Annotated in this window: 24 protein-coding genes; 3 read left to right on the forward strand and 21 right to left on the reverse strand. The window is 66.8% G+C overall.

Features of this window, described 5'->3' with window-relative positions; all coding sequences use genetic code 11:
- Positions 1-3 precede the first annotated feature (3 nt).
- The 7 genes from AncyloWKF20_RS10865 to AncyloWKF20_RS10895 all read right to left on the reverse strand — a co-directional run bounded on the left by AncyloWKF20_RS10865 (position 4) and on the right by AncyloWKF20_RS10895 (position 6,857).
- Positions 4-1,293, reverse strand: a complete 1,290-nt coding sequence (locus tag AncyloWKF20_RS10865; RefSeq protein WP_279314088.1) for an FAD-dependent oxidoreductase — start codon at positions 1,291-1,293, stop codon at positions 4-6.
- Entirely contained in the window at positions 1,286-2,035 is a 750-nt protein-coding gene (locus AncyloWKF20_RS10870; RefSeq protein WP_279314089.1) for an ABC transporter ATP-binding protein, read from the reverse strand. The genes AncyloWKF20_RS10865 and AncyloWKF20_RS10870 overlap by 8 nt, the downstream gene beginning before the upstream one ends.
- Positions 1,959-2,789 (reverse strand): ABC transporter ATP-binding protein, encoded by an 831-nt coding sequence (locus AncyloWKF20_RS10875; protein ID WP_279314090.1) that lies wholly within the window; start codon positions 2,787-2,789, stop codon positions 1,959-1,961. The genes AncyloWKF20_RS10870 and AncyloWKF20_RS10875 overlap by 77 nt, the downstream gene beginning before the upstream one ends.
- Complete coding sequence (locus AncyloWKF20_RS10880; RefSeq protein WP_279314091.1) at positions 2,786-3,781, reverse strand: branched-chain amino acid ABC transporter permease; 996 nt, start codon at positions 3,779-3,781, stop codon at positions 2,786-2,788. Before AncyloWKF20_RS10880 ends, AncyloWKF20_RS10875 begins: the two co-directional genes overlap by 4 nt.
- Positions 3,781-4,731: a branched-chain amino acid ABC transporter permease gene (locus tag AncyloWKF20_RS10885; RefSeq protein WP_279314092.1), complete on the reverse strand. Its 951-nt coding sequence runs from the start codon at positions 4,729-4,731 to the stop codon at positions 3,781-3,783. Before AncyloWKF20_RS10885 ends, AncyloWKF20_RS10880 begins: the two co-directional genes overlap by 1 nt.
- Before the next feature lie 102 nt (positions 4,732-4,833).
- The gene (locus tag AncyloWKF20_RS10890; RefSeq protein WP_279314093.1) at positions 4,834-5,943 is read right to left on the reverse strand and encodes a branched-chain amino acid ABC transporter substrate-binding protein; all 1,110 of its coding nucleotides are present in this window, start codon (positions 5,941-5,943) and stop codon (positions 4,834-4,836) included.
- Positions 5,944-6,077: 134 nt separating this feature from the next.
- A complete protein-coding gene (locus tag AncyloWKF20_RS10895; protein WP_279314094.1) occupies positions 6,078-6,857 on the reverse strand; it encodes a GntR family transcriptional regulator in 780 nt (259 codons plus the stop codon).
- Positions 6,858-6,957: 100 nt separating this feature from the next.
- Between AncyloWKF20_RS10895 and AncyloWKF20_RS10900 the strand changes: the two genes are divergently transcribed.
- Complete coding sequence (locus AncyloWKF20_RS10900) at positions 6,958-7,725, forward strand: NAD(P)-binding domain-containing protein (RefSeq protein WP_279314095.1); 768 nt, start codon at positions 6,958-6,960, stop codon at positions 7,723-7,725.
- On the opposite strand, the gene AncyloWKF20_RS10905 is transcribed toward AncyloWKF20_RS10900, so the two are convergent.
- From AncyloWKF20_RS10905 to AncyloWKF20_RS10935, 7 genes are read right to left on the reverse strand one after another with little or no spacing between them, the layout of a single operon-like run.
- Positions 7,726-8,475 (reverse strand): SDR family NAD(P)-dependent oxidoreductase, encoded by a 750-nt coding sequence (locus AncyloWKF20_RS10905; RefSeq protein ID WP_279314096.1) that lies wholly within the window; start codon positions 8,473-8,475, stop codon positions 7,726-7,728.
- Between the two features lie 18 nt (positions 8,476-8,493).
- Complete coding sequence (locus AncyloWKF20_RS10910; RefSeq protein WP_279314097.1) at positions 8,494-9,417, reverse strand: 3-hydroxyacyl-CoA dehydrogenase NAD-binding domain-containing protein; 924 nt, start codon at positions 9,415-9,417, stop codon at positions 8,494-8,496.
- Positions 9,418-9,427: 10 nt separating this feature from the next.
- Positions 9,428-10,285, reverse strand: a complete 858-nt coding sequence (locus tag AncyloWKF20_RS10915; protein WP_279314098.1) for a hypothetical protein — start codon at positions 10,283-10,285, stop codon at positions 9,428-9,430.
- An 11-nt stretch (positions 10,286-10,296) separates the two neighbouring features.
- Positions 10,297-10,620: an NIPSNAP family protein gene (locus AncyloWKF20_RS10920; RefSeq protein WP_279314099.1), complete on the reverse strand. Its 324-nt coding sequence runs from the start codon at positions 10,618-10,620 to the stop codon at positions 10,297-10,299.
- 50 nt (positions 10,621-10,670) lie between these two features.
- Positions 10,671-11,957 (reverse strand): alpha/beta fold hydrolase, encoded by a 1,287-nt coding sequence (locus AncyloWKF20_RS10925; RefSeq protein WP_279314100.1) that lies wholly within the window; start codon positions 11,955-11,957, stop codon positions 10,671-10,673.
- 11 nt (positions 11,958-11,968) lie between these two features.
- Entirely contained in the window at positions 11,969-12,943 is a 975-nt protein-coding gene (locus AncyloWKF20_RS10930; protein ID WP_279314101.1) for an alpha-ketoacid dehydrogenase subunit beta, read from the reverse strand.
- A gap of 1 nt (position 12,944) precedes the next feature.
- The gene (locus tag AncyloWKF20_RS10935; protein ID WP_279314102.1) at positions 12,945-13,919 is read right to left on the reverse strand and encodes a thiamine pyrophosphate-dependent dehydrogenase E1 component subunit alpha; all 975 of its coding nucleotides are present in this window, start codon (positions 13,917-13,919) and stop codon (positions 12,945-12,947) included.
- A gap of 101 nt (positions 13,920-14,020) precedes the next feature.
- Between AncyloWKF20_RS10935 and AncyloWKF20_RS10940 the strand changes: the two genes are divergently transcribed.
- Complete coding sequence (locus tag AncyloWKF20_RS10940; protein WP_279314103.1) at positions 14,021-14,767, forward strand: SDR family oxidoreductase; 747 nt, start codon at positions 14,021-14,023, stop codon at positions 14,765-14,767.
- A 38-nt stretch (positions 14,768-14,805) separates the two neighbouring features.
- On the opposite strand, the gene AncyloWKF20_RS10945 is transcribed toward AncyloWKF20_RS10940, so the two are convergent.
- The 4 genes from AncyloWKF20_RS10945 to AncyloWKF20_RS10960 are packed head-to-tail and all read right to left on the reverse strand — an operon-like array spanning position 14,806 to position 18,680.
- Positions 14,806-16,536, reverse strand: coding sequence for a cobalamin B12-binding domain-containing protein (locus tag AncyloWKF20_RS10945; protein ID WP_279314104.1), 1,731 nt, complete (start codon positions 16,534-16,536; stop codon positions 14,806-14,808).
- A complete protein-coding gene (locus AncyloWKF20_RS10950) occupies positions 16,533-17,345 on the reverse strand; it encodes an alpha/beta fold hydrolase (protein ID WP_279314105.1) in 813 nt (270 codons plus the stop codon). Before AncyloWKF20_RS10950 ends, AncyloWKF20_RS10945 begins: the two co-directional genes overlap by 4 nt.
- Positions 17,345-18,130, reverse strand: a complete 786-nt coding sequence (locus tag AncyloWKF20_RS10955) for an aspartate dehydrogenase domain-containing protein (protein WP_279314106.1) — start codon at positions 18,128-18,130, stop codon at positions 17,345-17,347. The genes AncyloWKF20_RS10950 and AncyloWKF20_RS10955 overlap by 1 nt, the downstream gene beginning before the upstream one ends.
- 16 nt (positions 18,131-18,146) lie before the next feature.
- Positions 18,147-18,680, reverse strand: a complete 534-nt coding sequence (locus AncyloWKF20_RS10960; protein WP_279314107.1) for a cupin domain-containing protein — start codon at positions 18,678-18,680, stop codon at positions 18,147-18,149.
- 165 nt (positions 18,681-18,845) lie between these two features.
- On the opposite strand from AncyloWKF20_RS10960, the gene AncyloWKF20_RS10965 reads away from it, so the two are divergent.
- The gene (locus tag AncyloWKF20_RS10965; RefSeq protein ID WP_279314108.1) at positions 18,846-20,450 is read left to right on the forward strand and encodes an FAD-dependent oxidoreductase; all 1,605 of its coding nucleotides are present in this window, start codon (positions 18,846-18,848) and stop codon (positions 20,448-20,450) included.
- A 178-nt stretch (positions 20,451-20,628) separates the two neighbouring features.
- On the opposite strand, the gene AncyloWKF20_RS10970 is transcribed toward AncyloWKF20_RS10965, so the two are convergent.
- Genes AncyloWKF20_RS10970 through AncyloWKF20_RS10980 form a run of 3 tightly spaced genes read right to left on the reverse strand, consistent with a single transcriptional unit; the run spans position 20,629 to position 23,886 of the window.
- Positions 20,629-21,246 (reverse strand): cupin domain-containing protein, encoded by a 618-nt coding sequence (locus AncyloWKF20_RS10970; protein ID WP_279314109.1) that lies wholly within the window; start codon positions 21,244-21,246, stop codon positions 20,629-20,631.
- Between the two features lie 43 nt (positions 21,247-21,289).
- A complete protein-coding gene (locus tag AncyloWKF20_RS10975; protein ID WP_279314110.1) occupies positions 21,290-22,450 on the reverse strand; it encodes an FAD-binding oxidoreductase in 1,161 nt (386 codons plus the stop codon).
- Positions 22,447-23,886, reverse strand: coding sequence for a 2Fe-2S iron-sulfur cluster-binding protein (locus tag AncyloWKF20_RS10980; protein WP_279314111.1), 1,440 nt, complete (start codon positions 23,884-23,886; stop codon positions 22,447-22,449). Before AncyloWKF20_RS10980 ends, AncyloWKF20_RS10975 begins: the two co-directional genes overlap by 4 nt.
- Between the last annotated feature and the right edge of the window lie 484 nt (positions 23,887-24,370).

Genomic DNA, 24,370 nt, shown 5'->3' on the forward strand with positions numbered 1-24,370 from the left:
AATTCAAGCGCGCCGATCCTGATAGCGGTGCCAGGGATGCAGATGGTTGGCCACCTGGACAGCGATTGGATGAAACGGCACCGGCTTCATGGCGGTGACCGGCAGGGGCATCTCGTCGTCCCGCCGCCGCCCGGCGGCCCAGCGGCCGATCTCCTGTCCCAGCGAGAGGGCAAGCGCGACGCCTCTGCCTGAATACAAACCGCCGAAGACAAGGCCGCGAGCTAGGCGGAATAGGCGCGGCCGCCGGTCGGGCACCACCGCGAAAGTACCGCTCCAGTATTCGCTCATGACAGGCGGTCCGCCCAGCGCCGCGAAGGCCTTGCCCAGCATGCGCGCAACCTTGGCGCGTCCGCGCTCAACCTCATCGTGCCAGAAGGTGTGTGTGCCACCGCTCACCAGCCGGTGGTCACGGTCGTAGTGGAAATAGCGCATATCCGCATGCATGTCCGATACCGCCGGACTGCCGATGAGGATCTGCGCACGTACCTCCGCTGGCAGCGGCTCCGTGGCGGCCTGGAATACCTTGAACGGAATCAGCGTGCGTTTGAGGCCGGGCCAGATATCGCCGGTGAGCGCATTGGTGGCGAGAACCACCTCCGGCGCGGTCACCGAGCCCTGCGCGGTGTGGACCCGCCAGCCCGCCTCGACCTTCTCGAGCCGAAGACCGCGGGAGTTCTCGAAAATCCTCACCCCTTCGCGCTCCAGCGCACCAGCAAGACCGACGGTCATGGCGAAGGGATTGATGTGACCGGAATTGTGCACCATCCAGCCCCCGAGATAGGGGCTGCCGATGCGGTGGCTCACCTCGCCGCGGTCGAGCCAGGAGACTGTGGCGCCGAACGCCTTCCACTCGTCGTGGAAGGTGCGCGCCCGCGCAAGGGTTGGCTCGTTGTGAGCCGGCTGAAGCCAGCCTTCCTGTACCTGGTGGGCGTCGATCCCGAAGCGCTGCATCAGCCCAAAGGCGACCCCGGCGGCGTCCGCTACCAACCGGTTGTAGCGCTCGCCATGCACCCTGCCGTAAGCCGCCTCGAACTCGGACGGCGAGGCCTTGGAATGATGCGAGATGACCAGCCCGTTATTGCGCCCGGAGGCGGCCGAGCCGATTTCGTTGCCCTCGAGCAGGATGACGGCAGCCCCGCTATCCCGCGCGCCTAGCGCCGTGGCGAGGCCGGTGAAGCCGCCGCCCACCACCAGCACGTCGCAGGAGAGGTCACCCTCCAACACCGGCGCCGGGCGTCGGTCGACGATCGTCTTGCGCCATAAGTGAGGGGTCTTCCAGTCGACCTCAAACATGCAACGTCTCCCCGGTGGCACCGCCCAGATAGGCCTCGCCCAGAGACGAATGGGCGGCGATCTCCTGCGCCCGGCCGTGGAGGCGGATCCGCCCAGTGTTCAGCATGTAGGCGTAGTCACCGCATTCAAGGGCGAGTTGTACGTTCTGTTCCACCAGCAGGATCGAGATGCCGGCCGTGGACAGGTCGAGGATGATACGGAAGATCTGGTGCACCACCTTCGGCGCGAGGCCGAGCGAGGGCTCGTCGAGCATCAGCAGGACCGGCTCGGCCATCAGAGCGCGGCCGATAGCGAGCATCTGCTGCTGGCCGCCGGACATGCGGCTCGCCATGCCGTTGCGCCGCTCCTTCAAGATCGGGAACAGCTCGAATACCTCAGCGCGCAACGTCTCGAAACTCTTGCCGCCGCGCCCGATATGGGCGGCGAGGAGATTCTCCTCGACGGTCAGCCGCTGGAAGATCTGCCGTCCCTCCGGGCAGTGGGTGAGACCGAGGCGCACCACATGCTCCGGCTTGGCGCCGGTGATGTCGCGCCCGTCGAAGGTGACGCGACCGGCGCCGGTGCGGGCAACGCCGGAGATGGAATTGAGCAGCGTCGTCTTGCCCGCGCCATTTGGCCCGAGGATGACCACGATCTCCTGCCGGTCCACTTCGAGGTCGATGCCGTCAAGAACGTTGACGCGCCCGTATCCCGAGCTGAGTCCGGCGATCCTGAGCAGCGGTTCGGATGTCGTCGATGTCATTGGCGGTCCCGAGATAGGCGAGCTGAACGTCGGCGCTATGCTGCACCTCGGCGGGGGTACCCTCGAAAAGCTTCTGGCCATGGTGCAGCACCACGATGCGGTCGCAGAGCGTCATGACGAGGTCCATGTCGTGCTCGACGACGATCATGATGCGGTCGGGCGCCCGTAACTCGGCAAGCTTGGCGGTGAGTTCGGCGGTCTCGTGATGGTTTAGGCCTGCGGCGGGCTCGTCGAGCAGGAGCACGCGCGGTCGGGCGACGAGGGCGCGGGCAATCTCCAGCATGCGCTGGCGACCATAGGGCAGGCTGCCCGCGTCGCTTTCGGCGTAGCCCAGCAGCCCGAAGAAGCGCAGCACCTCGCGCGCCGCCTGCCGGCGGTGGGCCTCGCGGGCACGCTTGTACGGTGGCCACAGCACCTCTTTCCAGGTGCCGCCGACATCCGCCGGATAGAAGCACACTTCGAGGTTCTCGAGCGCGCTCATCTGATCGAACAGGCGGATGTTCTGATAGGTGCGCGCCACCCCGGCACGGGCGATCTCGTATTTCTTCAACGTGTCGAGCCGGCGACCATCCAAGGTAATTTCACCGGCGGAGATGGTGTAGGAGCCGGCCGCCATGTTGATCAGCGTCGACTTGCCGGCGCCATTGGGCCCGATCACGCCATAGATCAGGCCCGGCTCGAAGGTCAGCGACACGTCCTCGACAGCGACGTAGCTGCCATACTGTTTGTACACGTGGGAGAAGGCGAGGGTCATTTGCCGAACAGCCCCCTGATGAGTTTCTCCGGGCCGATCGAGCGCGGCACGAGCCCGGCAGGCCGGGCGATGATCAGCACGATCATCAATATGCCGAGGAACAGCACCCGCCACTCGGCGAATTCGCGCAGCACCTCCGGCAGCAGGATGAGGATCGCGGCACCGGCCACGATGCCGAGAATGTTGCCGATACCGCCGATGACGATCATCAGCACGATCAGCACGGATTCCTGCAGCGAGAAGCTCTCCGGGCTGACAAAGCGCTGCGAGGCGGCAAAGATCACGCCGGCAATGGACCCGATCGCCGCCGAGGTGGCGAAAGCGGCCAGCTTGGCGTTGGTCGTGTTGATGCCGATGCCGCGCGCCGCGTCCTGATCCTCGCGGATCGCCGCCCAGGCCTTGCCAAGGATGGAGCGTTCCAGCCGCCAGACCAGCAGACCGGTGACCACGACCACGACGACAAGCAGCCAGTAGATTTCCGCCGGCCGGGCGATGTCGAGGCCGCCGATGGACGCCTTGTCGAGTCGGGCCACACCCTTCGGCCCGCCGGTGACGGCGCCGAGATTGTTGATAAGGATGCGGATGATCTCACCGAAACCCAGCGTGACGATCGCGAGGTAGTCGCCGCGCAGCTTCAGAACCGGTATGCCGAGCAACACGCCGGCGAGCACCCCGAGCGAAACGGCGATTGGCAGGATTGCCACCAGCGGCAGATGAAGGCCGAGCTGGGAACTGGCCAGCAGTGCATAGCTGTAGGCGCCCACGGCGTAGAAGGCGACGAAGCCGAGATCGAGCAGCCCGGCATAGCCAATGACGATGTTCAGCCCGATGCCCAGCAGCACATAGATGAGCAGACTGTTTGCGACCCGGATGTAGTAGTTCGGCAGGAAGGGCGTCACCAGGACCAGCGCGACGATCAGCGCCAACACCAGCAGCGCGATCGGGCGGCTGGCGCGCGCGGCGGCGCGCAGGGAAGGCGCGTCGGTGGGCATCAGAATTCCCTCTTGTAGACCATGCTCTCCTCGGACACCGGCTCGCCGAGTATGCCCGCCGGGCGAACGAGCAGCACGAGGATGAGAATGGCGAAGGCGAGCACGTCGCGGTATTCGGTGCCGAGCAGCCCGCCGGTGAGGAGGGGGAGTAGCGCGGTGCCGGCGACTTCGACGAAAGCGAGGATGAAGGCGCCGAGCACGGCGCCGGGGATCGAGCCGATGCCGCCGAGGATGGCGGCGGTGAAGGCCTTCAAACCGACGACCGCACCCATGGTCGGCGACATGATGCCGTAATAGCTCGCGTAAAGGATGCCCCCCGCCGCGCCGAGTAGCGCACCGGTGAAAAACACCATTGAGATGGCGAAATCGACATTGATGCCAAGCAGACGCGCGGTCTGCCGGCTCTCCGAGACGGCACGCACGATGACGCCGATGCGGCTGCGGTTCACCAGCAAGGTCAGGCCGTACATCAGCACGAAGGCGGCAACGAGGATGCCGATCTGCACCGAGGTGACGGTTCCGCCCATCACATTGTAGGTGACCGAAGGAAAGAAGCTGGGAAATGCCACCGGTTGCGGACCGGCCAGGATCTGCATGCCGGCCACGAGGGCGAGCGAGGCGCCAAGCGAGGAGAGCATTGGCGCGAGCCGAGTGGAGTTACGCAGCGGCTTGTAGGCGAAGCGTTCGATCAGAACGCCGATCCCGCCCACCGCGACCACCGCGATAACGAAAGCGGCAACGAGCGTAAGGGGACCGGCCGCATGAGCGTCGCCCGCCAAAAGCGCGAGAACAAGGAAGGCCGCATAGGCGCCGAGCATGAACATTTCGCCATGCGCGAAATTGATCATTCGCAGCACGCCGTAGACCATCGTGTAGCCCAGCGCGATCAGTGCGTAGATCGAACCGATGGTCAGGGCGTTGACGGCCTGTTGGAAGAAAATTCCTAGCATGGGCGTCCTGTCCGGGTCGTCGGGGTCGGCACATGTTGACCGGCCGCCGTCGTCGGGCCCGCTCGGGGTGACCGACGACGCGTTAGCCGGGGAGGCGTTGCCTCACTTCGAGCCGATCAGCACGAAGTCCTTGCCGTCGACCTTGTAGAGATAGGACGGGCCCACCTTCAGCTCACCGGTATCGTCGAATTCGAGGACGCCGATGGCGGTCTTGGCCTTCACATGGTGCAGGGCATCGTTCATCTGCTCGCGCGAATGGCCCTTGGTATCCTTCAGCACCTGTTCGAGGATCTGGCCCTGGACATAGCCGTAGATCGAGTAGGGACCGGCCTCCTCGCCATACTTGTCCTTATAGGCCTTCGCGAAGGCGGCGATGTCCGGTGAAGCATCCATGGGCGGCACTTGGATGGCGACCAGCGTGCCCTGGACATTGTCCTGGCCAGCCTGCTGAATGAGATCCGGGGTATATCCGCCGTCCGGAACCAGAAGGGTCGCTTTGACCCCTTGCTGATGCATCTGCTTGGCGAACAGAGCGAGCTGCGGCATCACCGCGCCGAGATAGATGACGTCGGGCTTCTTCGCCTTGATCTGCGCCAGCACGGCTGTGAAGTCGACGTCGGACGGCGCGACCGCCAGCGTGTCGAGCACCTTGCCGCCGCCCTTCTCGAAGTTCGAGGCAAAGATCTCCGAAATGCCCTGCCCGAAGACCTGCTTGTCGTTGACCACGACAGCTGTCTTGGCGCCGAGCTTGCCCAGCGCATACTCGGCGGGCAGGAGCGCACCGGCCAGGTCGTTGGCGACTGGCCGCACCATGAACTTGTAGCCCTGACGCGTCAGCGAAGGGTTGGAGCCGAAGGTCATGGTCGGCATCTTGCAGTCTTCGTAGATCGGCAGGGTCGACTGGGCGACACCGGAATTGAAGTTGACAAGACCGATGATGACCTTGTCGTCGTCGCAGAACTTCTGCGCGACCAGCGTGCCTTCGCGCGGGTCAGCCTTGTCGTCCTGCTGGTTGATCAGAACCTTGGTTCCGTTGACACCGCCAGCGGCATTCAGCTTGTCGACATAGAGTTTGAAGCCATTGTGCCAAGTGCCGCCGAAATAGGCCTGCGGCCCTGACAGCGGGCCGGCGAGCCCAATGGTGATGTCGTCGGCGAAAGCCGGCGCGGTGATGAGCGACACGCCCAGGCACAGCAAGGCAACGGATTTCATTGCGGCTCCCCTATCCTCGGAAGGACTGCGGCTGAAAGGTGATCCCGGTCTTCACGCCGGCGGGAGCATCGAAACAGACAATCGAGACCACGTCAACAAAGTGTCGACACTGTTGCGTTCAATCTTGTACCTGACTAATCCTTATCCGTGGCGAGGGGCGTACGGCGGCGACGGGGACGGGCGTTGTCGGCAACAAAGACCTTCAGCAGCACGTCCTTCAGGGCCTCTTGGGTCGCCGAGATGGTGAGCTCGATATGGTTGCGCAACAGATTGACGCCGCCCTCGATATCGCGCCGCACTGCGGCGTCGACGATAGCGGAATGGGCGGCCACCTGTGCCGGGTCATGGGTGCGGTGCTCGATCTGGATCCGGCGAATGAAACGGATGCGCGCGTTGATCGAGTTCAGCTGGGCGACGATCTCCGGATTGCCCGACAGTTCGGCGATCAGTAGATGGAAGCCCTCGTCCTCGGCGAGAATGAGGTCCGGCGGTTGTTCGCGATAGCCCTCGACGATGGCATCCCAGTAGCTGCGGAGCTGACCGATCTGCTCGTCGCTGGCGCGCTCGCACATCAGCCGGAAGGCGGCGCATTCAATGATCGAGCGCAACTCGTAGAGGTCGAGCAGTCCCTCCGTCGACAGACTGCGCACGAAGAAGCCGCGATTCGGCGTGAGGAAGACGAAGCCCTCGGATGCGAGCCGGTTCAACGCCTCGCGGATTGGCGTGCGGGAGACGCCGAGGCTGCGCGAGAGTTGCACCTCGTTGATGCGCTGCTCCGGCTTCAGGCGGAACTCCACCAGCATCTTGCGGATCACCTGATAGACCCGCTCGCTGCTGTCCGCGGCGCGGCGCGTGTCGGCGCCGGCCTCGGCCGGAGGGTCGAGGACGGCGGCGATCTCGGAGTTCTCCGGCATGAGGCTTCCTTGTGCATGGGGCGGTGTCGACAGTTCGGCCCAACCTTTTCCAATCTCGGTTCAAAGGCAAGCGACCGCCATCACTGGAGGCATCAGGATCATGCGGGTGGGCATTCTCGGCGTCGGGCATTTGGCGGCGACACTGGTCGCGGGGCTCCTGCGCTCGGGTCTGGAGCCGGAGCACCTGCGGCTGTCGCCGCGCGGGCGGGCGCAGGAACTCGCCAATCGCTATGGACTGGCCATCGCGGCGGATAATCGCGGCCTCGTTGACAGCGTCGAGGTGGTGCTGCTCGCGGTGCGTCCCGCTGACGCCGCGAGGGCGGTCCTAGGGCTTCCCTGGCGCGAGGGACAGGTGGTGATCTCGGCCTGTGCGGGGGTGCCGCTCGCCTGCCTCGACGTCGCGCCGGCGCGGGTGGTCCGCGCCATGCCGTTGACCGCCGCCGAGATCAATGCCAGCCCCACCGCCTGCTTTCCGGTGCTCGCGGAAGCGGTGGCGGTCCTGGAACGGCTGGGTCCGGTTATCGCGCTGGCGAGCGAAGCGGATTTCGAGGTGGCGACGGTCAACGCCGCCGTCTATGGCTGGGCGCAGGATCTCATCCGTCGCACCACCGAATGGTCCGTTGAACAGGGGCCTGAGGCCGAGGCGATGCGTCGGCTGGTGGCGCTGACCTTTGTTGCCGCCGGCCGGCTGATGGCCGAGAAGCCCGAGCCGATGGCGCAGCTTCTCGACGAGCTTGTCACGCCCGGCGGCATCACCGAACTCGGGCTCGACGTGCTGTCCGCCGGCGGGCAGCCTGCGCTGTGGGAAACCGCCTGCGAGGCGGTGCTGGCGCGCCTCACCAGCCCGCGTGGCGGACCGGCGCGGTGACTACCGTTCCGGCGCCGACGGATAAACATAGCCGCCGGGCGCCTGCTCGCTCGGCGAGACGATCAACTCGGCGATGTCGACATGATCGGGCAGGCGCAGGGCCCCGATGAGCACTTCGGCAATGTCCTGTGGGCGGAGTGGCCGCTGTTGCGTGTACATGCGTTCGCGCAGGACATCGCGGTCGTTGTCGAAGGCCTTGAGGTAGAAGTCCGTCTCCACCCGCCCAGGGGCAATTTCGGTGAGCCGGACGCCGGTGCCGGCCAGTTCGTGGCGCAGGATGCGTCCGGCCTGCGACATGCCGGCCTTGGTGGCGCCATAGGTGGCGGTGCCGGGAAACACGGCGCTGGCCGCGGTGCTCGTGAGGTTGAATATATGGCCGCGCCGGCGCTCGATCATTCCGGGCAACAGCAACTGGATAAGCTGGAGGGGCGCGGTGAGGTTGAGCGCGATCACCTCCGCCGTCTCTTCAGCGCTCTGCGCATGCAGTGGCCGCACGGTGGCAAGGCCGCCGGCGTTATTGACCAGCACGTCAATTGCTGCGCCATCGAGCGCGATGGCAATCGTTGCGAGGTCGCGCACGTCGCCCGGCAGCGGCTTCAGCTTGGGTCCGAGTTGGTCGGCTAGCGCGCCGAGCGCCGCAGCGTCGCGAGCCAGCGCGTGTACGGTGAGCCCCTCGGCGACGAGGGCTGCGGCGATCGCCGCGCCGATGCCACGCGAGGCGCCGGTGACGAGAGCTGTGCGGTGGTCCATGGGTCTTTGGCCTTTAAATCATAGCGCGCCGCGCGCGGCGACCGTCTTCAGCAACTCGATGAGCCCCACGTCGCGGGCGGCGCGCAGAGCCTCCTGGCTGCGGCCGGCCACTGCCTCGGCGGTGGACGCTGACACCGCCGCGATGGTCACGTCGTCGAGCCGAGCGTCGAGCAGCGTCTCCCAGATCGCCTCATAGGTAGGGCCGTACTTGACCAGGAAGTCCTCCATCCCGGCGGCGTTGAGGCCGTTGGAAATGAAGGCGCCCTGCAGTGTCCATTTCGGGCCGGGGCCATAGATGAAGGCGCGGTCCACATCCTCGACCGAGGCGACGCCCTCGCGCACCAGCGCGATCGCCTCGCGCCACATTGCTCCCATGAGTCGCAAGGCCAGATGGCCGGTGATCTCACGGTTAAGCGTCACCGGCTTCTTGCCGATCGCCTCGTAGATCGCGCGGGCACGGGCAAGGCTCGGGGGATCGGTGAGCCGGCCGCCAACGATCTCCACTAACGGCATCAGATGCGCGGGGTTGAACGGATGGCCGAGCACGATACGGCCGGGGTGGCGGCACGCGGCCTGCATCTCCGAGACCAGCAGTGCCGAGGAGGAGGAGGCGATGACCACCTCCGCGCCGACGAGGCCATCGATATCTGCCAGCAGTGCCTGCTTGAGCGCGAGCTGTTCCGGTCCGCTCTCCTGTACGAAGTCGACGCCGGCCAGCGCTTCGCCGAGGGTGGCGAAGGTCGCCACCCTGCCGGGCGCGTACGCCGCCCCGTGTAGAGCGTCGAGCTCTGCCATCAGTGCCGGCAGCGCCTCCCTGAGACCGCCCGCGCGGGTGGGGTCGGCGTCATAGCCCTGGACGTCGTGGCCAGCATGGGCGAAGGCGGCCGCCCAACGCTGACCGATCACCCCGAGTCCGACGATGCCGACGACCATTTTTTCCATGAGAGAACCTTCAGTCCAATGCCGCGCGGAATGACTCGTTGAGGTCGTTCCACGGAATGAGGAGGTCGATCCAGGCGCCGGTCCGGCCGGCGACAAGGATGGCTTCGTCCAGCAGCACGTCGAAAGGCAGTGCGTCCTCGCTCATCGCCGCCTCTAACCGGAACAGCAGCGTCGCCGTGGTGTCGAGGTGGCAGAAGTCGCGCAGCCGGGTCGCGGCCTTGCTCAGCGCCAGCCGGGCGGCATAACGGCGCAGGGGCTCGGCGGTGCGCTCCCGTTCGCAGCGGACCCACCAAAGCGCCTCGTGCAGCACCCGGGCCTCACCCTCGGCGGCAAAAACCGGGCCGACCGGGTGCATGATCGCTCGCGACTGGGTGAGACGGGCGATGTCCGCCGGGCAGGCCGCCCACAGCGCCGCGCGGGCGGCCAGGAGATCGCCGGGAAGTGGCGAGGGGGGCGCGGGCTCAACCGCCCCGCCGTCGACGCGGGCGAGCGAGCCGGCGAATATCCGCCGCCCTTGCCCGCGCTTGAGCGCGGCGGCCAGCGTCGCGATCCCGTCCACCGGCGCGTCGAGATGACCGAGCACGGTGACCTGCGCCGTCTCCGCCTGCAACGGTGCGAAGGTGATCTCCAGGAACTGCCGTACCGGCCAGTAGATGAAGGCGCCGGACGGCGCATCCAGCACATGGGTCGCCCCCTCGATGTCCTCGATGAACGGGGCGTGCCAGTAGATGTGGCTGCCGGCGATCTTGGGGGTGTGCAACTGTAACGGCAGCGGCAGGGCGCGCAGGAGTGCGCGCCGCGTACGGCCGGCATCGCCGGTCAGGCGCAGCGGCCAATTGCGGCCCTCCGCCGAGAAGACAAGCTCCATCGACCCTGCTCTCACTTGCCCGGATCGAAGAAGGAGACGGGCTTCAGAATCTGGTTGCGCATGTCGAGCAGGTAGTCGGTCTCGATCACCTTGAGCCGGTAGGCCTGCCATTCCGGATCGGCTTCCATGCGGTCGCGACGCGCCTCGCGGTCGGCGAGACTGTCATATTTCCACAGATGCACCGTGCGCGAGAGGTCGCCGATATGGGTCTGGAAGAAACCGAAGGGCTCGCCGAGATAATGCCGCTGCATGGGCAGGCCGACCTCCTCATAGAGCTTGAGGAAGTTCGAAAGCTTGTTTGGCCGGGCGGTGTAGGTGCGATGGTCGAAGATCATGGCGGGCTCCTGTCGGGCGGGAATGGCGAGGGGCGAAAGGGGCGGCGTGCCTATCCCGCACTGCGCACGGTTTCGGCGATCAGGCGGGCGGTGAGCGCCGGATCCTCCAGCTGCGGCACATGGCCGATGCCGTCGAGGAGATGCACGGCGGCGAAGCCAGGCGCGCGCGCCGCATGGGCGGCTGGAACAATACGGTCGGCCCGGCCCCAGATCAGGCGGGTCGGGGCGGTGACGCGCGCCAGTTCGGCAGCAAGGTCGAACCCCTGGGTGCCGCCCGCAAACAACTGCCCGGCGAGTCCGGCGAGCGTGGCGCGGTTGCCGGCCTGCTCCCTCTGGGCGAAGGCGGCGCGGGCGAAGCCGGCAGGCAAGGTGCCCGGTTCGCCGACCATTTCGGCGAGCCAGCGCCCAAGCGCCTCCGGCGTCGCCGCCTCGGCGAGCCCCGCGAGGAAGCCGGCATTGATCTCCGGTCCGAGCCCGCCGGGGGCGATCAGCGTCAGCGAGCGCACGGCGAGGCGGCCAAGCGCGCACACCATGATCGCGGCCGCACCGCCGAGCGAATGGCCGACGAGGTGGGCCTGTTCCAGGCCGGCCGCGTCGAGCCGGGCTGATAGGTCGAGGGCCATCGACTCGATGCTCATGGCCGGACGTCCGGCCTCGCTGCCATGTCCGGGCAGGTCGAGCGCCAGCAACTCGGTTCCTGCGGGCAGTGACGCCGCGAGCAGCGGTGTCACCTGCCGCCAACTCGACCGGTCGGCGCCGAAGCCATGGAGCAGGACGACCGGGGCGGGGCGCCGCGCCGGGGCTGCTTCAGGTAGGGTTGTGGCCGCCACGGATGCGGGAATGACATCGCGGGTTGCGAGCCGGGCCAGAACATCGCGCTGCTTGATGCGGCCGCGTGGGCCGGTGCCGCTTATGTCGGCAAGATCGAGGCCGGCCGCGTGGGCCGTGCGCCGTGCGAGCGGGCTCGCCGGCCGCCGGACCGAGGCGGGGGTCGGTGGTGTCGCGCTGTCGGCAGCGGATGCCGGGGGCAGGTAAGGCTGGACGTCGGCCTGCGGGTGTTCGCGCGCGGACGAGGCGGAGATGCTGGCAGGTGGCGCGTCGGCGAGCGTGCCGAGCACCACGCCAACCGGTGCCTCCTGACCTACCGCGTAGAAGATTTCCGCCAGCCAACCGTCGCGCTCGGCCTCGATCTCCGTTGCCGCTTTGGCGGTCTCTACCGTGACAAGGAGTTGGCCGGCCTTCACCGCGTCGCCCGGCCTGACCGACCAGCCGACGACCAGCGCGTCCTCCATATACTCGCCGCCGGCGCTGTCGAGGCGGATCGGAAAGGTGGTCATCGCCGCCGCCCTCACTTCAGCGTCGCGAGGGCCGCCGCGCGGATCTTGGCCGCGTTGGGCAGCATGGCGGTTTCCAACGGCTCGGAATAGGGGATCGGCATGTCCGGAAGCGTCACGCGGGCGACCGGCGCGTCGAGTTCGTCAAAGGCGTGGTCCATGATGCTGGCCGAAAGCTCCGCGGCATAGCCGCAGAAGCGCCAACCCTCGTTCACCACCACGGCGTGATGGGTCTTGGTGATCGAGGCGACAATGGCGCCGATGTCGAGCGGCCGAAGCGAGCGCAGATCGATGACCTCGGCCGAGACGCCGTCCTCGACCAGCAACTCGGCCGCCCGTGTGGCTTCCACCACCATGCGGGACGACGCGAAGAGCGAGATGTCCGTGCCCTCGCGCACCGTCGCGGCCTTGCCGAGCGGCACGATGATGTCACCGTCGGGCACGTCGCCACGCATGTTGTACAGCAGCTTGTGCTCAAGAAAGACCACCGGCTGGCTGTCGCGGATCGCTGCCTTCAGCATACCCTTGGCGTCGGCGGGGGTGGCGGGTGCCACCACCTTGATGCCAGGAATATGGGCCAGCATCGAATCCAGCGACTTGGAATGCTGCGCCCCGGCGCCGGCGCCGCCGCCGCCCTGGGTGCGCAGCACGAGCGGAATCTCCACCTGGCCGTTCCAGATGTAGTTGTAGATCGAGGCTTGGTTCACCAACGCGTCGAGCGCGAGCGGCACGAAGTCGGCATACATGATCTCCAGCACTGGCCTCGTGCCGGTCATGGCTGCCGTCACCGCCATGGCGGTAAGGGCCTGCTCGGAGATCGGGGTGTCACGCACACGGGTCTCGCCGAACTCGTCCATGAGCCCCTTGCTGACCTTGAACACACCGCCATAGCGGCCGATGTCCTCGCCGAACAGGAAGACCGAGGGGTCGGCTTGCATCTCCTCGCGCAGGGCAGCGTTCAATGCTTCGGCATAGCGCATGAGAGCCATGTCAGTGGGCCTCACTGTAGGGGTTGCAGGCCGCATCGGGGGTGAAGGCAGGAAAGGGATCGGACAGCGCCGCGGTGAAGGCGGCATCGACCTCCTCCCGGGCGGCGGTCTCCAGCGCGGCGAGCCGTTCCTCTGGAACTCCGTCGGCAAGCAGCGCGGCGCGTGATATCCGCAGCGGGTCGCGGGCCTTCCAGGCGGCGATGTCCTCCGGTTTCTGGTAGCCGCCCATGTCGGACGTGGAAAAACCTTCAACGCGGTAAGTCTTGCACTCGACGAGGCCGGGCCCCTCACCCCGCCGCGCGCGCTCAACCATCGCCCCGACCGCGCGGTAGACGGCGACGGCATCATTGCCGTCGACGATCTCCGCCGGCATGGCGTAGCCGGCCGCGCGCACCGACAGGTCCGGCACAGCGGACTGCACCTCGGACGGCACGGTAAGTCCGAAGCCGTTGTGCTCCAGCACGAAGACCATCGGGAGCTTCCAGAGGCCGGCCATGTTCATGGCTTCATGGCAGATGCCGGTCTGGGCTGCTCCGTCGCCAAAAACGCACAGCGCGACACCTTTGCGGCCGAGCACCTGCATCGACAGCGCCATACCGGCTGCCGCCGGAATGCTGGCGCCGACGATCGCGTTGCCACCAATGACGCCCTTGTCGGCGTCGGCGATCAGCATGTGCCCCGCTCGGCCGGCACAGGCGCCGGTGGCGCGGCCGAAGATCTCGGCGATCACCGGACGCATCGCCATGCCCTTGCCGATATAGACGGCATGGCCGCGATGGGTGGTGGTGACCTTGTCGTCCGGCTCCAGCACCGCGGTTGCGGCCACGCCGACCGCCTCCTGCCCGTCACAGCGATGGATGGGCCCGCGGGTCCGGCCTTCCTTGTGCAAGGCGCCGAGCCCCTCCTCCAGATGCCGCACCAGAAGCATCCGACGATAGATTTCCAGGTGTTCGTCAACCGACGGCGTGTTCTTCACCGGTTCCCTCCCGACGCTGGCAGGAATTAAATACAAATGTGTCGACACTTTGCAACCCGTTGGGCACAATGAAATGCGCAAGGCTGTGATGAGGGGATGGGATGCGACTGCAAGGTAAGACGGCGATCATCACGGGCGCCGGTGCCGGCATCGGCGCGGCGACGGCGGCGCTGTTTGCGAAGGAAGGCGCGCGGGTGCTGGTGGTCGATCGCGATGAGCAGCGGGCCGCCGAAGTTGCCAGCGCAATCGAGGGTGTGGCGCTGGCAGTCGACGTTTCGCAGGAGGCTGCGGTTGAGGCCATGGCGCGTGAGGCCGAGGCCCGCTTTGGCCGGGTCGACGTGCTGGTCAACAATGCCGGCTACGGCATTCGCGGCTCAGTGGTCACCACGGCGGCGGCCGACTGGGACGCGCTCATGGCGGTCAATCTCAAAGGCGTGTTCCTGTGCTCGAAGCACATCATCCCGCTGATGGCGGCAGGTGGCGGTGGCTCAGTGGTCAACACCGCCTCCAACATCGCCCAGGTGGGCCTTGCCGACCGCGCCGCCTATGTCGCTTCCAAGGGCGGCGTGGCGGCGCTGACTCGTGCCATGGCGCTCGACCACGCCGCACAGAACATCCGCGTCAACGCGGTGGCGCCGGGGACCACGTGGTCGAGCTATTTCGACAAGATCCTCGAAACCCATGACGATCCCGAAGGCTTTGTGACAGCGCTCAACGCCCGTGCGCCGATGAACCGCGTGGCGCAGCCGATCGAGATCGCCAACGCCATTCTGTGGCTGGCGAGTGACGAATCCTCCTTCGCAACCGGATCAATCCTCACTGTCGATGGTGGCATGACGGCGTGGTGAGGGGCGCATGAGAGCGGCGCAGCGGGTTCTCAGCCGGCTCAGGCCTCGGGGAGCGTCGCGCGCAGCGCCGCGAGCATGGCGTCAAGATCGGCACAGGGATGGGCGCCGAGGGCAACAAGGTCGGTCGTGACATCGACCGGCAGACCGGAGTTGGAGTCGGCCGGCACCTCGTTCAGCCGGCCGCCGACCAGCACGGGCAACACGACCGCCCGAGCCGCCATCGCCGCCTTCACCGCACGCACATAGCTGAGCGCCACGCCGTTATAGGTGCTGATGGCGAGGACATCGGCTTCCCGTTCAATGGCATAGGCCACCAGAGTCTCCGGATCGACGGCGACCCCTGCGTCGGCAATGCGCACACCGAGTCCGTCCAGAGCCTGCTCAACGAGATGCTTGCCGTGCTCATGGACGTCGGTGGTGCCGATACAGATGGTGATTGGACGTGGCGTGGCGAGCGGCGCTTGGGCCGCTACCCAGCGCAAGGCCTTGGCGTCGAGTTCGCGCGCCCATTCGGCGGGGATCAGCGCTGCCCGCCCGCGCGGGGTCTCGGCGCCCGGCCCGAACAGCGCCTCCATCCGCTTCGGCCCCAGCCGGCGAATGGCCAGCATCAGGGCCGCCGGGTCGCGCACCGGCACGCCGCGCGCGGCCATGCCTTCCAGCACCGCACGTGCGAAGCGGCGACCGCCGGCAACAAGCTCGTCGGCCAGTGCCTCGACCTTCGTCCAGTCGGTCAGTGGGTCGTAGAAGGGAGCATGTGCCGCCAGACGATGGCAGAAGGTTTGGGCGTCGATGATCTCGTCGACGTCGGGGATGCGCTGGTTCTCGGTCACCGGCACGGGATTGACCGCATGCCCTGAGGGCCAGCGACCCAGCGCCAGCATGTCGGCGGTGAGATAGCTGGCGAGACTGGCGTAGTTGCCGGCCGGGCTCGATTGATAGGCGACGGTGTTGCCGAAGATCATGGTTCCCGGCGTTTCGGTGATGCGGGTCAGCGCGGCGTGGAAGGCCATGCGCGAGAGCGGGTCGCTGAAATGGTGGCCGTAGCAATGGGCGAGGCGGGCACCGATCAGTTCTTCGACGATGTACTTCTCGATCACCACCATGCCGAGCGCGCAGGCCATGTCGAAGAACAGCCCGGCGAACCCGTCATCAAGGTTGGAATGGACGAGGATCTCCGCCTCCTGCGCGGCGATCAGGCCAAGCGCGGTGACGGTCGCTTGCGTGGTGGCAACGTCGTCGTCCCAATAGGGCAGACGGAAGGTGAAATACTGGCCGAGATTGCCGATTGCCGTGGCGCCCGCGGCAAGCGCCGCGCGGGTGTTCTCCAGCGCCGCCGGCAGGCCGAGCATGAAGTCGCCAAAATGCGCCGCCGCTGGTGCCGCCTCCGTCACGCGGGCGAAGTCCTCCGGCCCGTTGAGCACAATGCCGGTGCCGCGCGAAGCCTGCGCCCGCTGGGCTTCCGGGTAGCCCATCGACCAGTCCAGGGTGATGCCGAACCGATCGACGGTGATGCCGGCCTGCGCGCAGCGCCCATGCACGACGCCGATCGCCTCAAGCGTGCGCTCGATGTTGCGAAAGCCGATATGGGCGTGCTGCATGATCCGCCCCTCGGCCGCCGCCCGCCGCTTGTACTCGGCTTCCGACGGCAGACCGGTCTCGCGCAGGAAGCGGGAGGTGCCAAGACGCCAGATGCGCGCCATCGCCCGGCCATCCGCGACCAGCGCGGCGCCGGGGGGAAGGCGCGCATCGATCAGGGCCGGGACGCTCATCGCGGGGCTCCTCGATCAACCGCCCCGACGACGAAGCGGCGGATAATGGCGGCGAAGCCTTCCGGGTGCGTGACAGGATGGAAATGTGCGCCCGGTAAGGTGTGGAAGGCCGCGCCCGGTATCGCGTCGGCGACCGCACGCGACAAGGCTGGTGGCGTCAGAATGTCGTCATTCGCGGCGATCACCTGCACCCTTGCCGCGAGGCGCAGGAGATCATCAAGGCGGTCATGGTCGAGCAGCATGCGTACCCGCGCAGCAGCGACGGTGAGTGGCGCGAGGGTTGCGGGCGCTGCGGCCACCGCCGCCTCCAGTGGCTCCGCATGTTGGTCGAGATAGGCCGTCTCATGGCCAAAGACGTGGGTGAGCCGCTGATAGGTTGCGGCGAGCCCGGCCTCCAGCAGTTCGGCGCGAGCGGTGAACAGGGCGCGGAAGCGCGCGTCCGCCCGTGCCCAGGAACTGCTGATTGTGTAGCTCAGGCCGAACGGGGGATGGTCTAGCGCCAGTACCTGCGCGATCGCCCCTCCGGTCGAATGGCCAACCACATGCGCAGGCTCGCCCCTGGCGGCGAGCAGGGCGGCGATGTCGGCGGCAATGAGGGGGATCGAATAGGGGCCCGCCGGCCGCTCACTGCGCCCGGCGCCGCGATGGTCGACCACGAGCAGGCGATGATCGCTCACGAGGCGGGCGACGACGCCGTTCCAGAAACGCCCGTCGCCGCCGAGGCCGGGGATCAGTGCCACCCATGGACCGGTCGTGCCGAACAGGTCGTAATGAAAGCGGCAGCCGTCGGAGGCTGTGAACGTCGCCATCAGCGGGGCCTCCCTTGTGCCAGCAATGCACGTAAGGCTGTCACGAGACTCAGCGCCGTGACCAGCGAGGTTTTTGGATTGACGGGAGAAGGCGCGTTTACGAAGCGCAGCAGGGCGATGCCCGCGGCGCTTTCTGCCTCGATCTCATGAGTGTTGCCGGTTGCCGCCGGATCGGCAACGACCCGCACGGCGAGCGGCGCCGGCCGGCAGGCCGAGGCTAGGGTCAGCCCGGCGTTGAGATTGCGCGGGAAGCGGCGCGCCGCATCTTCCGCCGAGCCTTCGAACAGCACGACCGCATGCGCGGTGGCGTCGAGGCCGCGTAGGGCGAGTTCTTCGGCCCAGGCGGCGGGAGGCTTGCGGGACGTGTAGCGCAGCCGGGCATCCGGCAGATGGGCAATGGCCGCGAGATAGTCGAGGCCACCCACCGCACCGGCGGGCCGGACCAGCTGTGCGCCGGAGGCGGCGCTCGCCGCTTCCAGCTGCGCCGCTAGCCTGTCATCGGCCAGGGCACCGACCGAGGCCAGCACCATCGGTATGGCCGCTTCCAGTAAGGCCGGGGCATGCGCGGCGACGGCCGCAGCCCCAGCGACTTCTACTACCGCCACCGGTCGCGCAGCGATGAGGGCGGCAAGGTCGTCCACCGGCGCAACATGGGCTGGCAACTCGCGGGCGCCGTGACGGGTGAGTACCAGCCACCGCGCCTCGCGCGGCCCCATCTCGGCCGCTATCTGTCGCCCGAGAGCGCCGAAGCCGATTAGTCCCAGTGTCGCAGGGGCGGCGGTCATGGGCGCTCCGCGGGGCTCAGGCTTTCTTCACCGGGTCGAACTTGTCGGCGAGGTCGGCGCCGAACACCGTCTGGCGCTCGATCTCCAGCACGTTCTCCGGCCGGGGGAAGTTTGACGGCACGCGCTCGCCCGGCTTGCGCGGCCGGCCGATCTGCCGGAAGAAATCCTCAAGCCCGTTCGGCACAATGAGCCATATCCAGCGCAGCTTGGTCTCGCCGTCATTGATGAACATGTGACGAACATTCTTCGGCAGGAAGATCACGCTGTCCGGGCCGATCGGGTATTCCTGCCCCTCGACCACGGCGCGGCCGTGACCCTCAATGACGTAGACCGCCTCTTCGTTGCGGTCATGGGTGTGTTCGCGGACATAGCCGCCGGGCGCCACCGACTGCGTACCCATGCCGAACGGGTACTCCATGCCAACGATGTGCGGCGCCAGCGCGACGTCGATATGTCCATTGGCGGGTACGGGCTGCCAGTAGCTTTCGCGGGTGTCTGGGCCCGAAATGTGGACGCCAGCGGGCAGGGTCGGGCGGTGGAGCGGATCCATGGGAGCCTCGAAAGAGCGGGAAACCATTGGAAGGGATGCCCAGCCTAGCCGGGCGGGTGAACCGTCGAACAGTCGGAATCTATCATCGCCAAAAGTGTCGACACAATAGTAGACATTTATCGACCCGGCTTTCTATAGTTCGGCGAAACATGGATGGGACGGGCGATGGGTACGTATGACGTGGTGGTGTTGGGCTCGGGTTCCGCCGGCTGCGCAGCGGCCCTGCGCGCGGCCAAAGGCGGCCTCAGCGTGCTGGTCGTCGAGAAGAGCGCCTGGCTGGGCGGCACCTCCGCCATGTCAGGTTCCGGAGTCTGGATCCCGGCCAACCATATCGCCGCCGCCTCCGGGGTGAGCGACAGCCGGGAGGAAGCCATCGCCTATCTGCGCGCGGTCGCGCCTGATGGCTGGTCCGAAACCGAAGCGCCCCGCTGGCAGGCCTTCATCGACGCCGCGCCCGATATGCTGCGATTTCTCGCCGACAACACGCCACTCGATTTCAGGCTGATCAACGAACCCGACCCGTTCAGCGAAGCGCCGGGCGGCAAGGCCCTGGGCCGCATGGTCTCGCCGCGACCGCTCAGCCGCCGCCTACTCGGGCGCTACGCTGCCCGGTTGCGCCGATCGACCCTTCCGCATCTGTTCACCTATCAGGAGATCGTCGATCTCGACATCTATCATCATCCGATCCGCGCCGGCCTCAAGCTGTGGCCAAAGCTCATCGGGCGGTGGCTGACAAATGCCGGCGCGCAGGGTACGGCGCTGATGACCGGGCTGATCCGGGGCTGCCTGGACGCCGGGGTCACCTTCGAGCTCGACACCCGCGCCGTTCGGCTCGTGACGGATAGCGATGCACGTATCATCGGTGTCGACGTCGAGCAGGCTGGCATGCGCCGGGTCATCGATGCGACGCGCGGTGTGGTCATTGCCTCGGGCGGCTTCGAATGGGATCCGGCCATGCGCGCGCAGCATTTCCCCGGCCCGATCGACCGGCTCGGAAGTCCGCGCAGCAATGAGGGCGACGGCCAGAGGCTCGCCGCCGCCGTGGGCGCGCAGCTCGACCGCATGGATCAGGCCAATATCTACCCCTGCCTGCCGACCCGCTACCAAGGGCAACCGCATGGCCTGCCCATGACGTTTCAGGCCGAACCGCATTCCATTGTGGTCAACCGCTTTGGCGAGCGTTTCGTCAGCGAAAATGACTTCAACATCGGAGAGGCGATCGACGCCCGTGGGTCGGACGGGGCGCCGTTGCACCTGCCCTGCTTCCTCGTCGGCGATCATCGCTTCCTGTCCACCTCGCTGCCGTTCCGCTGGTACGCCTCCTATGAGCCGGGCTGGGTGAAAAAGGCCGACACCGTTGCCGGCCTCGCGACGGAACTCGGCCTGCCGGTTGGGGCGCTGGAAGCCAGCATTGCACGCTGGAACCGCTTCTGCGCCGAAGGGCACGACCTCGATTTCCGGCGGGGAGAAACCGGCTGGGAAGCATACAAGGCACATGGCGATCCGGCGCACCTGAAGCCGATCGACAAGCCACCCTATATAGGCATGACACTCAACCGCTCGATCCTCGGCACCAAGGGCGGCGCGCGCACTAATGACAAAGCGCAGGTACTGCGGCCGGACGGTTCGGTGGTGGCCGGGCTCTACGCCGCTGGCCTTGCCATGGCCAACCCCTTTGGTACCCGCGCGGTCGGCGCGGGTACGACCATCGGTCCCAACATGACCTGGGGCTACATCGCCGCGGAAACCATGCTACGGCAGAACCGCTGACCAACTGCAAGCACAAGCACAGCGTATTCCTTCAGATGCCGCGCAGCTCACATGGTGCCAGCCACAGGCCGTCTTAGGTCAAACCCGACGCCTGAAGCTAGGCACGCTTACTTCTATGCTCGAAGCCGTGCGGGAGAAGTCGCTATCACAGCGGCAATCGGCACTGACCGCGAAGAAACTAGGAAGAAGGGGGCGCGTTCACCCATAGAATAGAGGCCACCTTGCTGCCGCTATTCGAGAACCGATGGGCGATGTCGCTGTCGAAGGCAAAGCAGTCACCCGCGTTCAGCACGTAGCTCTTGTCGCCGATTTCCAGCTCCATCGAGCCGGAAACCACATAACCGACCTCCTGCCCATGATGGGAATAAGGCTCGTCTCCCGAACTCGCGCCGGGGTCGAGATTGACGAGAAAGGCCTTCAGCCGCGAGGCGGCGGGAGGGGTGATGATGATCTTCTCGAGGCCACGATTATTGATCAGCAGCTGGCCCCGGCCGGAGCGGGTCACGAACGGATCGTCGCCGCCGCCCGAGGCCGCGGGATCGAGAAGCCATGCAGGTGATACGCCGAGCGCCGTACCCAGCCCGAACAGGGTTCGCACGGTCGGCGATGTCAGTCCCCGCTCAATCTGCGACAGTGTACCGATCGACAGGCCCGTCTTCTCCGAAAGTTGGGTCAGCGTGAGGCCGCTGGACAGCCGCAACGCCTTGATCCGGCGTCCGACCTCGCGCTGCACCGTGTCGATTTCGCGCTCGTTCCGCGCGGACGGCGAGATCGGTTCGGCTGTTTCCTGGGTCATAGGCTTCCTCGGCAGAAGGGAAAGAACAGCGAAGCGCCAGTGATCAGAGCACGATTGCGGGGTCTTTCAACGGCTTGCCACGAGCGAACCGGTCGATGGCAAAAGGAGCGATCCGGCTGTCAATGTCTCCCCTGGCAATCGCCCGCGCGAGAAGTACTCCGGTTCCCGGACCACCGGCCCAGCCATAGGACCAGCCGGCGCTAAACCACAGATCCTTGAGATCTGGATGCTCGCCGATCAAGGGAGCATAGTCGGGCGTGGCGTGGATCAGCCCGGCCCAATGCCGCAGCACGCGCAGCGTGCGCAGCCGGGGAAACAGGCGCGCATAGACAGCGGCCGTTTGCGCCAGCACGGGAAGATCGGTGCTGAGGCTCATCCGCGGGCGCTCGGGCACCTCCGTGCCACCAACCACCTCGCCGCGACCGGTCTGATGCATGTAGCAGAGGCTGTCGATCAGCGCGATGGCTTGCCGGATGAGCGGGCGCACCGGCTCGAGTGCCATGGCCTCGATGCGCATGCCGAAACCGGGAAGCGTCACTCCCGCCAGAGCGGCCACCTCCGGATTGTGGCCGCCAGCGGCCACCATCACGCTGTCCGCCTCAATGCGATGATCGCCCACCCTGACGGCGGCGACCCGCCCCCCGGTGCGCTCGATGCCCGTGACCGGCGTGCGGTAGCGCACCATGATGCCACGGTCCTCGCAGGCGTGACGCAGCGCCTTCATCGCGGCATGATGAGGGGCGACGCCTCCGTCCGGCAGCATCAGCGCGCACTTCACCTGTCGCCCGTCGATTGCCGGCAGCACCTCGGTAATGCGCGCGCCACGGACCATCTCATTACGAACGCCATATTGGCGGTGAATGCCGGTGATGGATTGGAGCATGTCGGCCGTGCGGTCGGTCTCCGCTACCATCATGTAGCCCCGCCGGGTGAACATGGCGTTGTGGCCGAGGGTGCGCGAGAGGGTCTGCCACGCCTGGTTGGAGTACTGGAACAGGCCGGTCCATTCCGGCGTGCCAAAGCCACCGCGGATCAGCGTGCCGTTGCGGCCGGACGCGCCGCCCTGCCAGTAGCCGGCATCGAGCACCACAACACCGGAGACGCCGAGCTCCGCGAGATTGAACGCGCAGGCCAGGCCCTGGATGCCTCCGCCTATGATGACGACGGACGCCTTGGAGGGAAGACCGAGGGAAGAGGTGCTCATCGGTCGGGCTCCACCAGTCCATGCAGGCCGGCGGCCTGCGCCACGGTGATGGCACGACGCGGCGCGCGGTGGCTGGGTCGTGGCACCGCCTGGGCCGCCTGCGGCGCCGCCTTGGCGACGACGGCGGCGAGCATCTCCCAGCAGGGAAAACCCTGGCACGGGCCCATGCCACAGGAGGTGAGCCGCTTCAGCACCTCGAGATCCGTCTCACCCTCGCGAATGCGATGCAGCACTTCGCCAACCGTCACATCCATGCAGGGGCAGACATAGGCATGCGCGTCGAGCCTCTCCGGCAGAATAATCGGGTCCGCCGCCCCGGCAGCATCCCCGATCACGGACACCGAAGATCCGCTGTCGCTGGAGGTGCCCAATTGGCCGAGTCCCTCGGCCATCGCCTGAAAACCGAGACCAGGATCGGCGCGCCAGGGCCCGGCATGCACCAGGCAGTCACAGGCGATGCGACGGTCGAGAACCGCACCCGTCACTGTGTTGCGGCCGAGAATGCTCTGCAGCTTTCCGACGGACGCCACGGCAACGACATTGGCTCCGGCGTCGTTCAGGCGCGCGGCAATCGCCGTCTCGGCTCCTGTGCCCACCACGACCACGCGCCGCCCGAGTGCGACACCGGCATCGACCGCCAGCGACAGGGCGAAATGCGCGTCGATCACGCCGGGCAGGTGATTGCCCCTGACCAGCGGGGGAATAGAGCGCCGACCAAGAGCCAGCACGGTGCGACCCGGAGTGAAGACGAGCGCGCCCTGCTGCGGATCGAACGGCGCCGCCGCGACAAGTCCGCCCTTTCGATAGATGCCGAACACCTCCGTTCGGCCGAAGATTTGGACGCGCGGATCGAGCGCCGGTAGTTCCGCTCCACTCGCGCGGGCGAAACTGCCGGGTTCGAGCGAGCGCGAGACCAGGGCAACCGACCGCCCTTCGGCCGCGGCCGCGTTCGCGGCGCTACGCCCGGCAACGCCCCCGCCGACGACGAGGACGTCGACCGCGATACGCCGCCCTTGAGGCATGGCCCCCTCTCCCACATGCGTGGCGTCGCCGACACCGGCCAGGAAGGCGAGAAGCCGTTCCCAAAGTTCAAACAGGCGCGGATGGCGCGGCGCGAAAGCGCCATGCTCGAAGCCGCCATAGACCAGGCGCGCCGGCAACAGGCGGGCTGCGCGCAGGAGATCAAAACGAGGTCCGGGCCAGGTGTTCTGCTCCGTCACCCTCAGCGGCTCGCCCAGAAACGTTTGATCGAGGCGGGTGTTCGGACGCCCATCCACGCCAGCCAGGCAGCCGGCGATGAAGCTCCCCGAGGGGCCGAGCGGTCGATGGCGCTTGCGCGTGCTCGCCGTCGTGCGGATGCCAGCCCGCCACAGTGCCGCCGCGAGGCTCTCGCCGGGCTGTCCCGCCAGGGGACGTCCGTTCCAGAAGAAGTTCACCGGTTCGCCCACAGCGCAGCCCCCAGATCTTCAGAATGTCGCGAATGCCGATCCAATCGGCATCCATAAAAATGAAAATATCAGAAAAATTTCATTCTTACGAAAATTTTGATTGCAGAGCCGCGAGGCAGGACGGCCTGCGCAGCGACCGAACCACAAGCCGATCATTTCCGAGCTCTGACAGCTCGCGAACTTGACGGCGCGTCCGCGACCCCGAACGGCTTTCCATCCTGCTGGAACAGTTTCTCGACCGGCGCGAGGAATGGGTCGAGCGGCGGCGCAGCCACATCACCGAGCTCAACAAGCGGGCGATGGAGTCCGAGGCCAAGCTGAAGCGCCTTTATGAGGCGATCGAAAACGGCCTCATCGACATGGCCTATCTCTCATTGAAAGACCGCATTGAAGAACTGACCGCGATTCGCGACCAGGCCCATGCCGACGCCGAGCGCGCGCAAGCGGCTGTGGAGAGGACTGGCCAGAAGGT

It is taken from the genome of Ancylobacter sp. WKF20, assembly GCF_029760895.1.
In the GTDB taxonomy this organism is placed as follows: Bacteria; Pseudomonadota; Alphaproteobacteria; order Rhizobiales; family Xanthobacteraceae; genus Ancylobacter.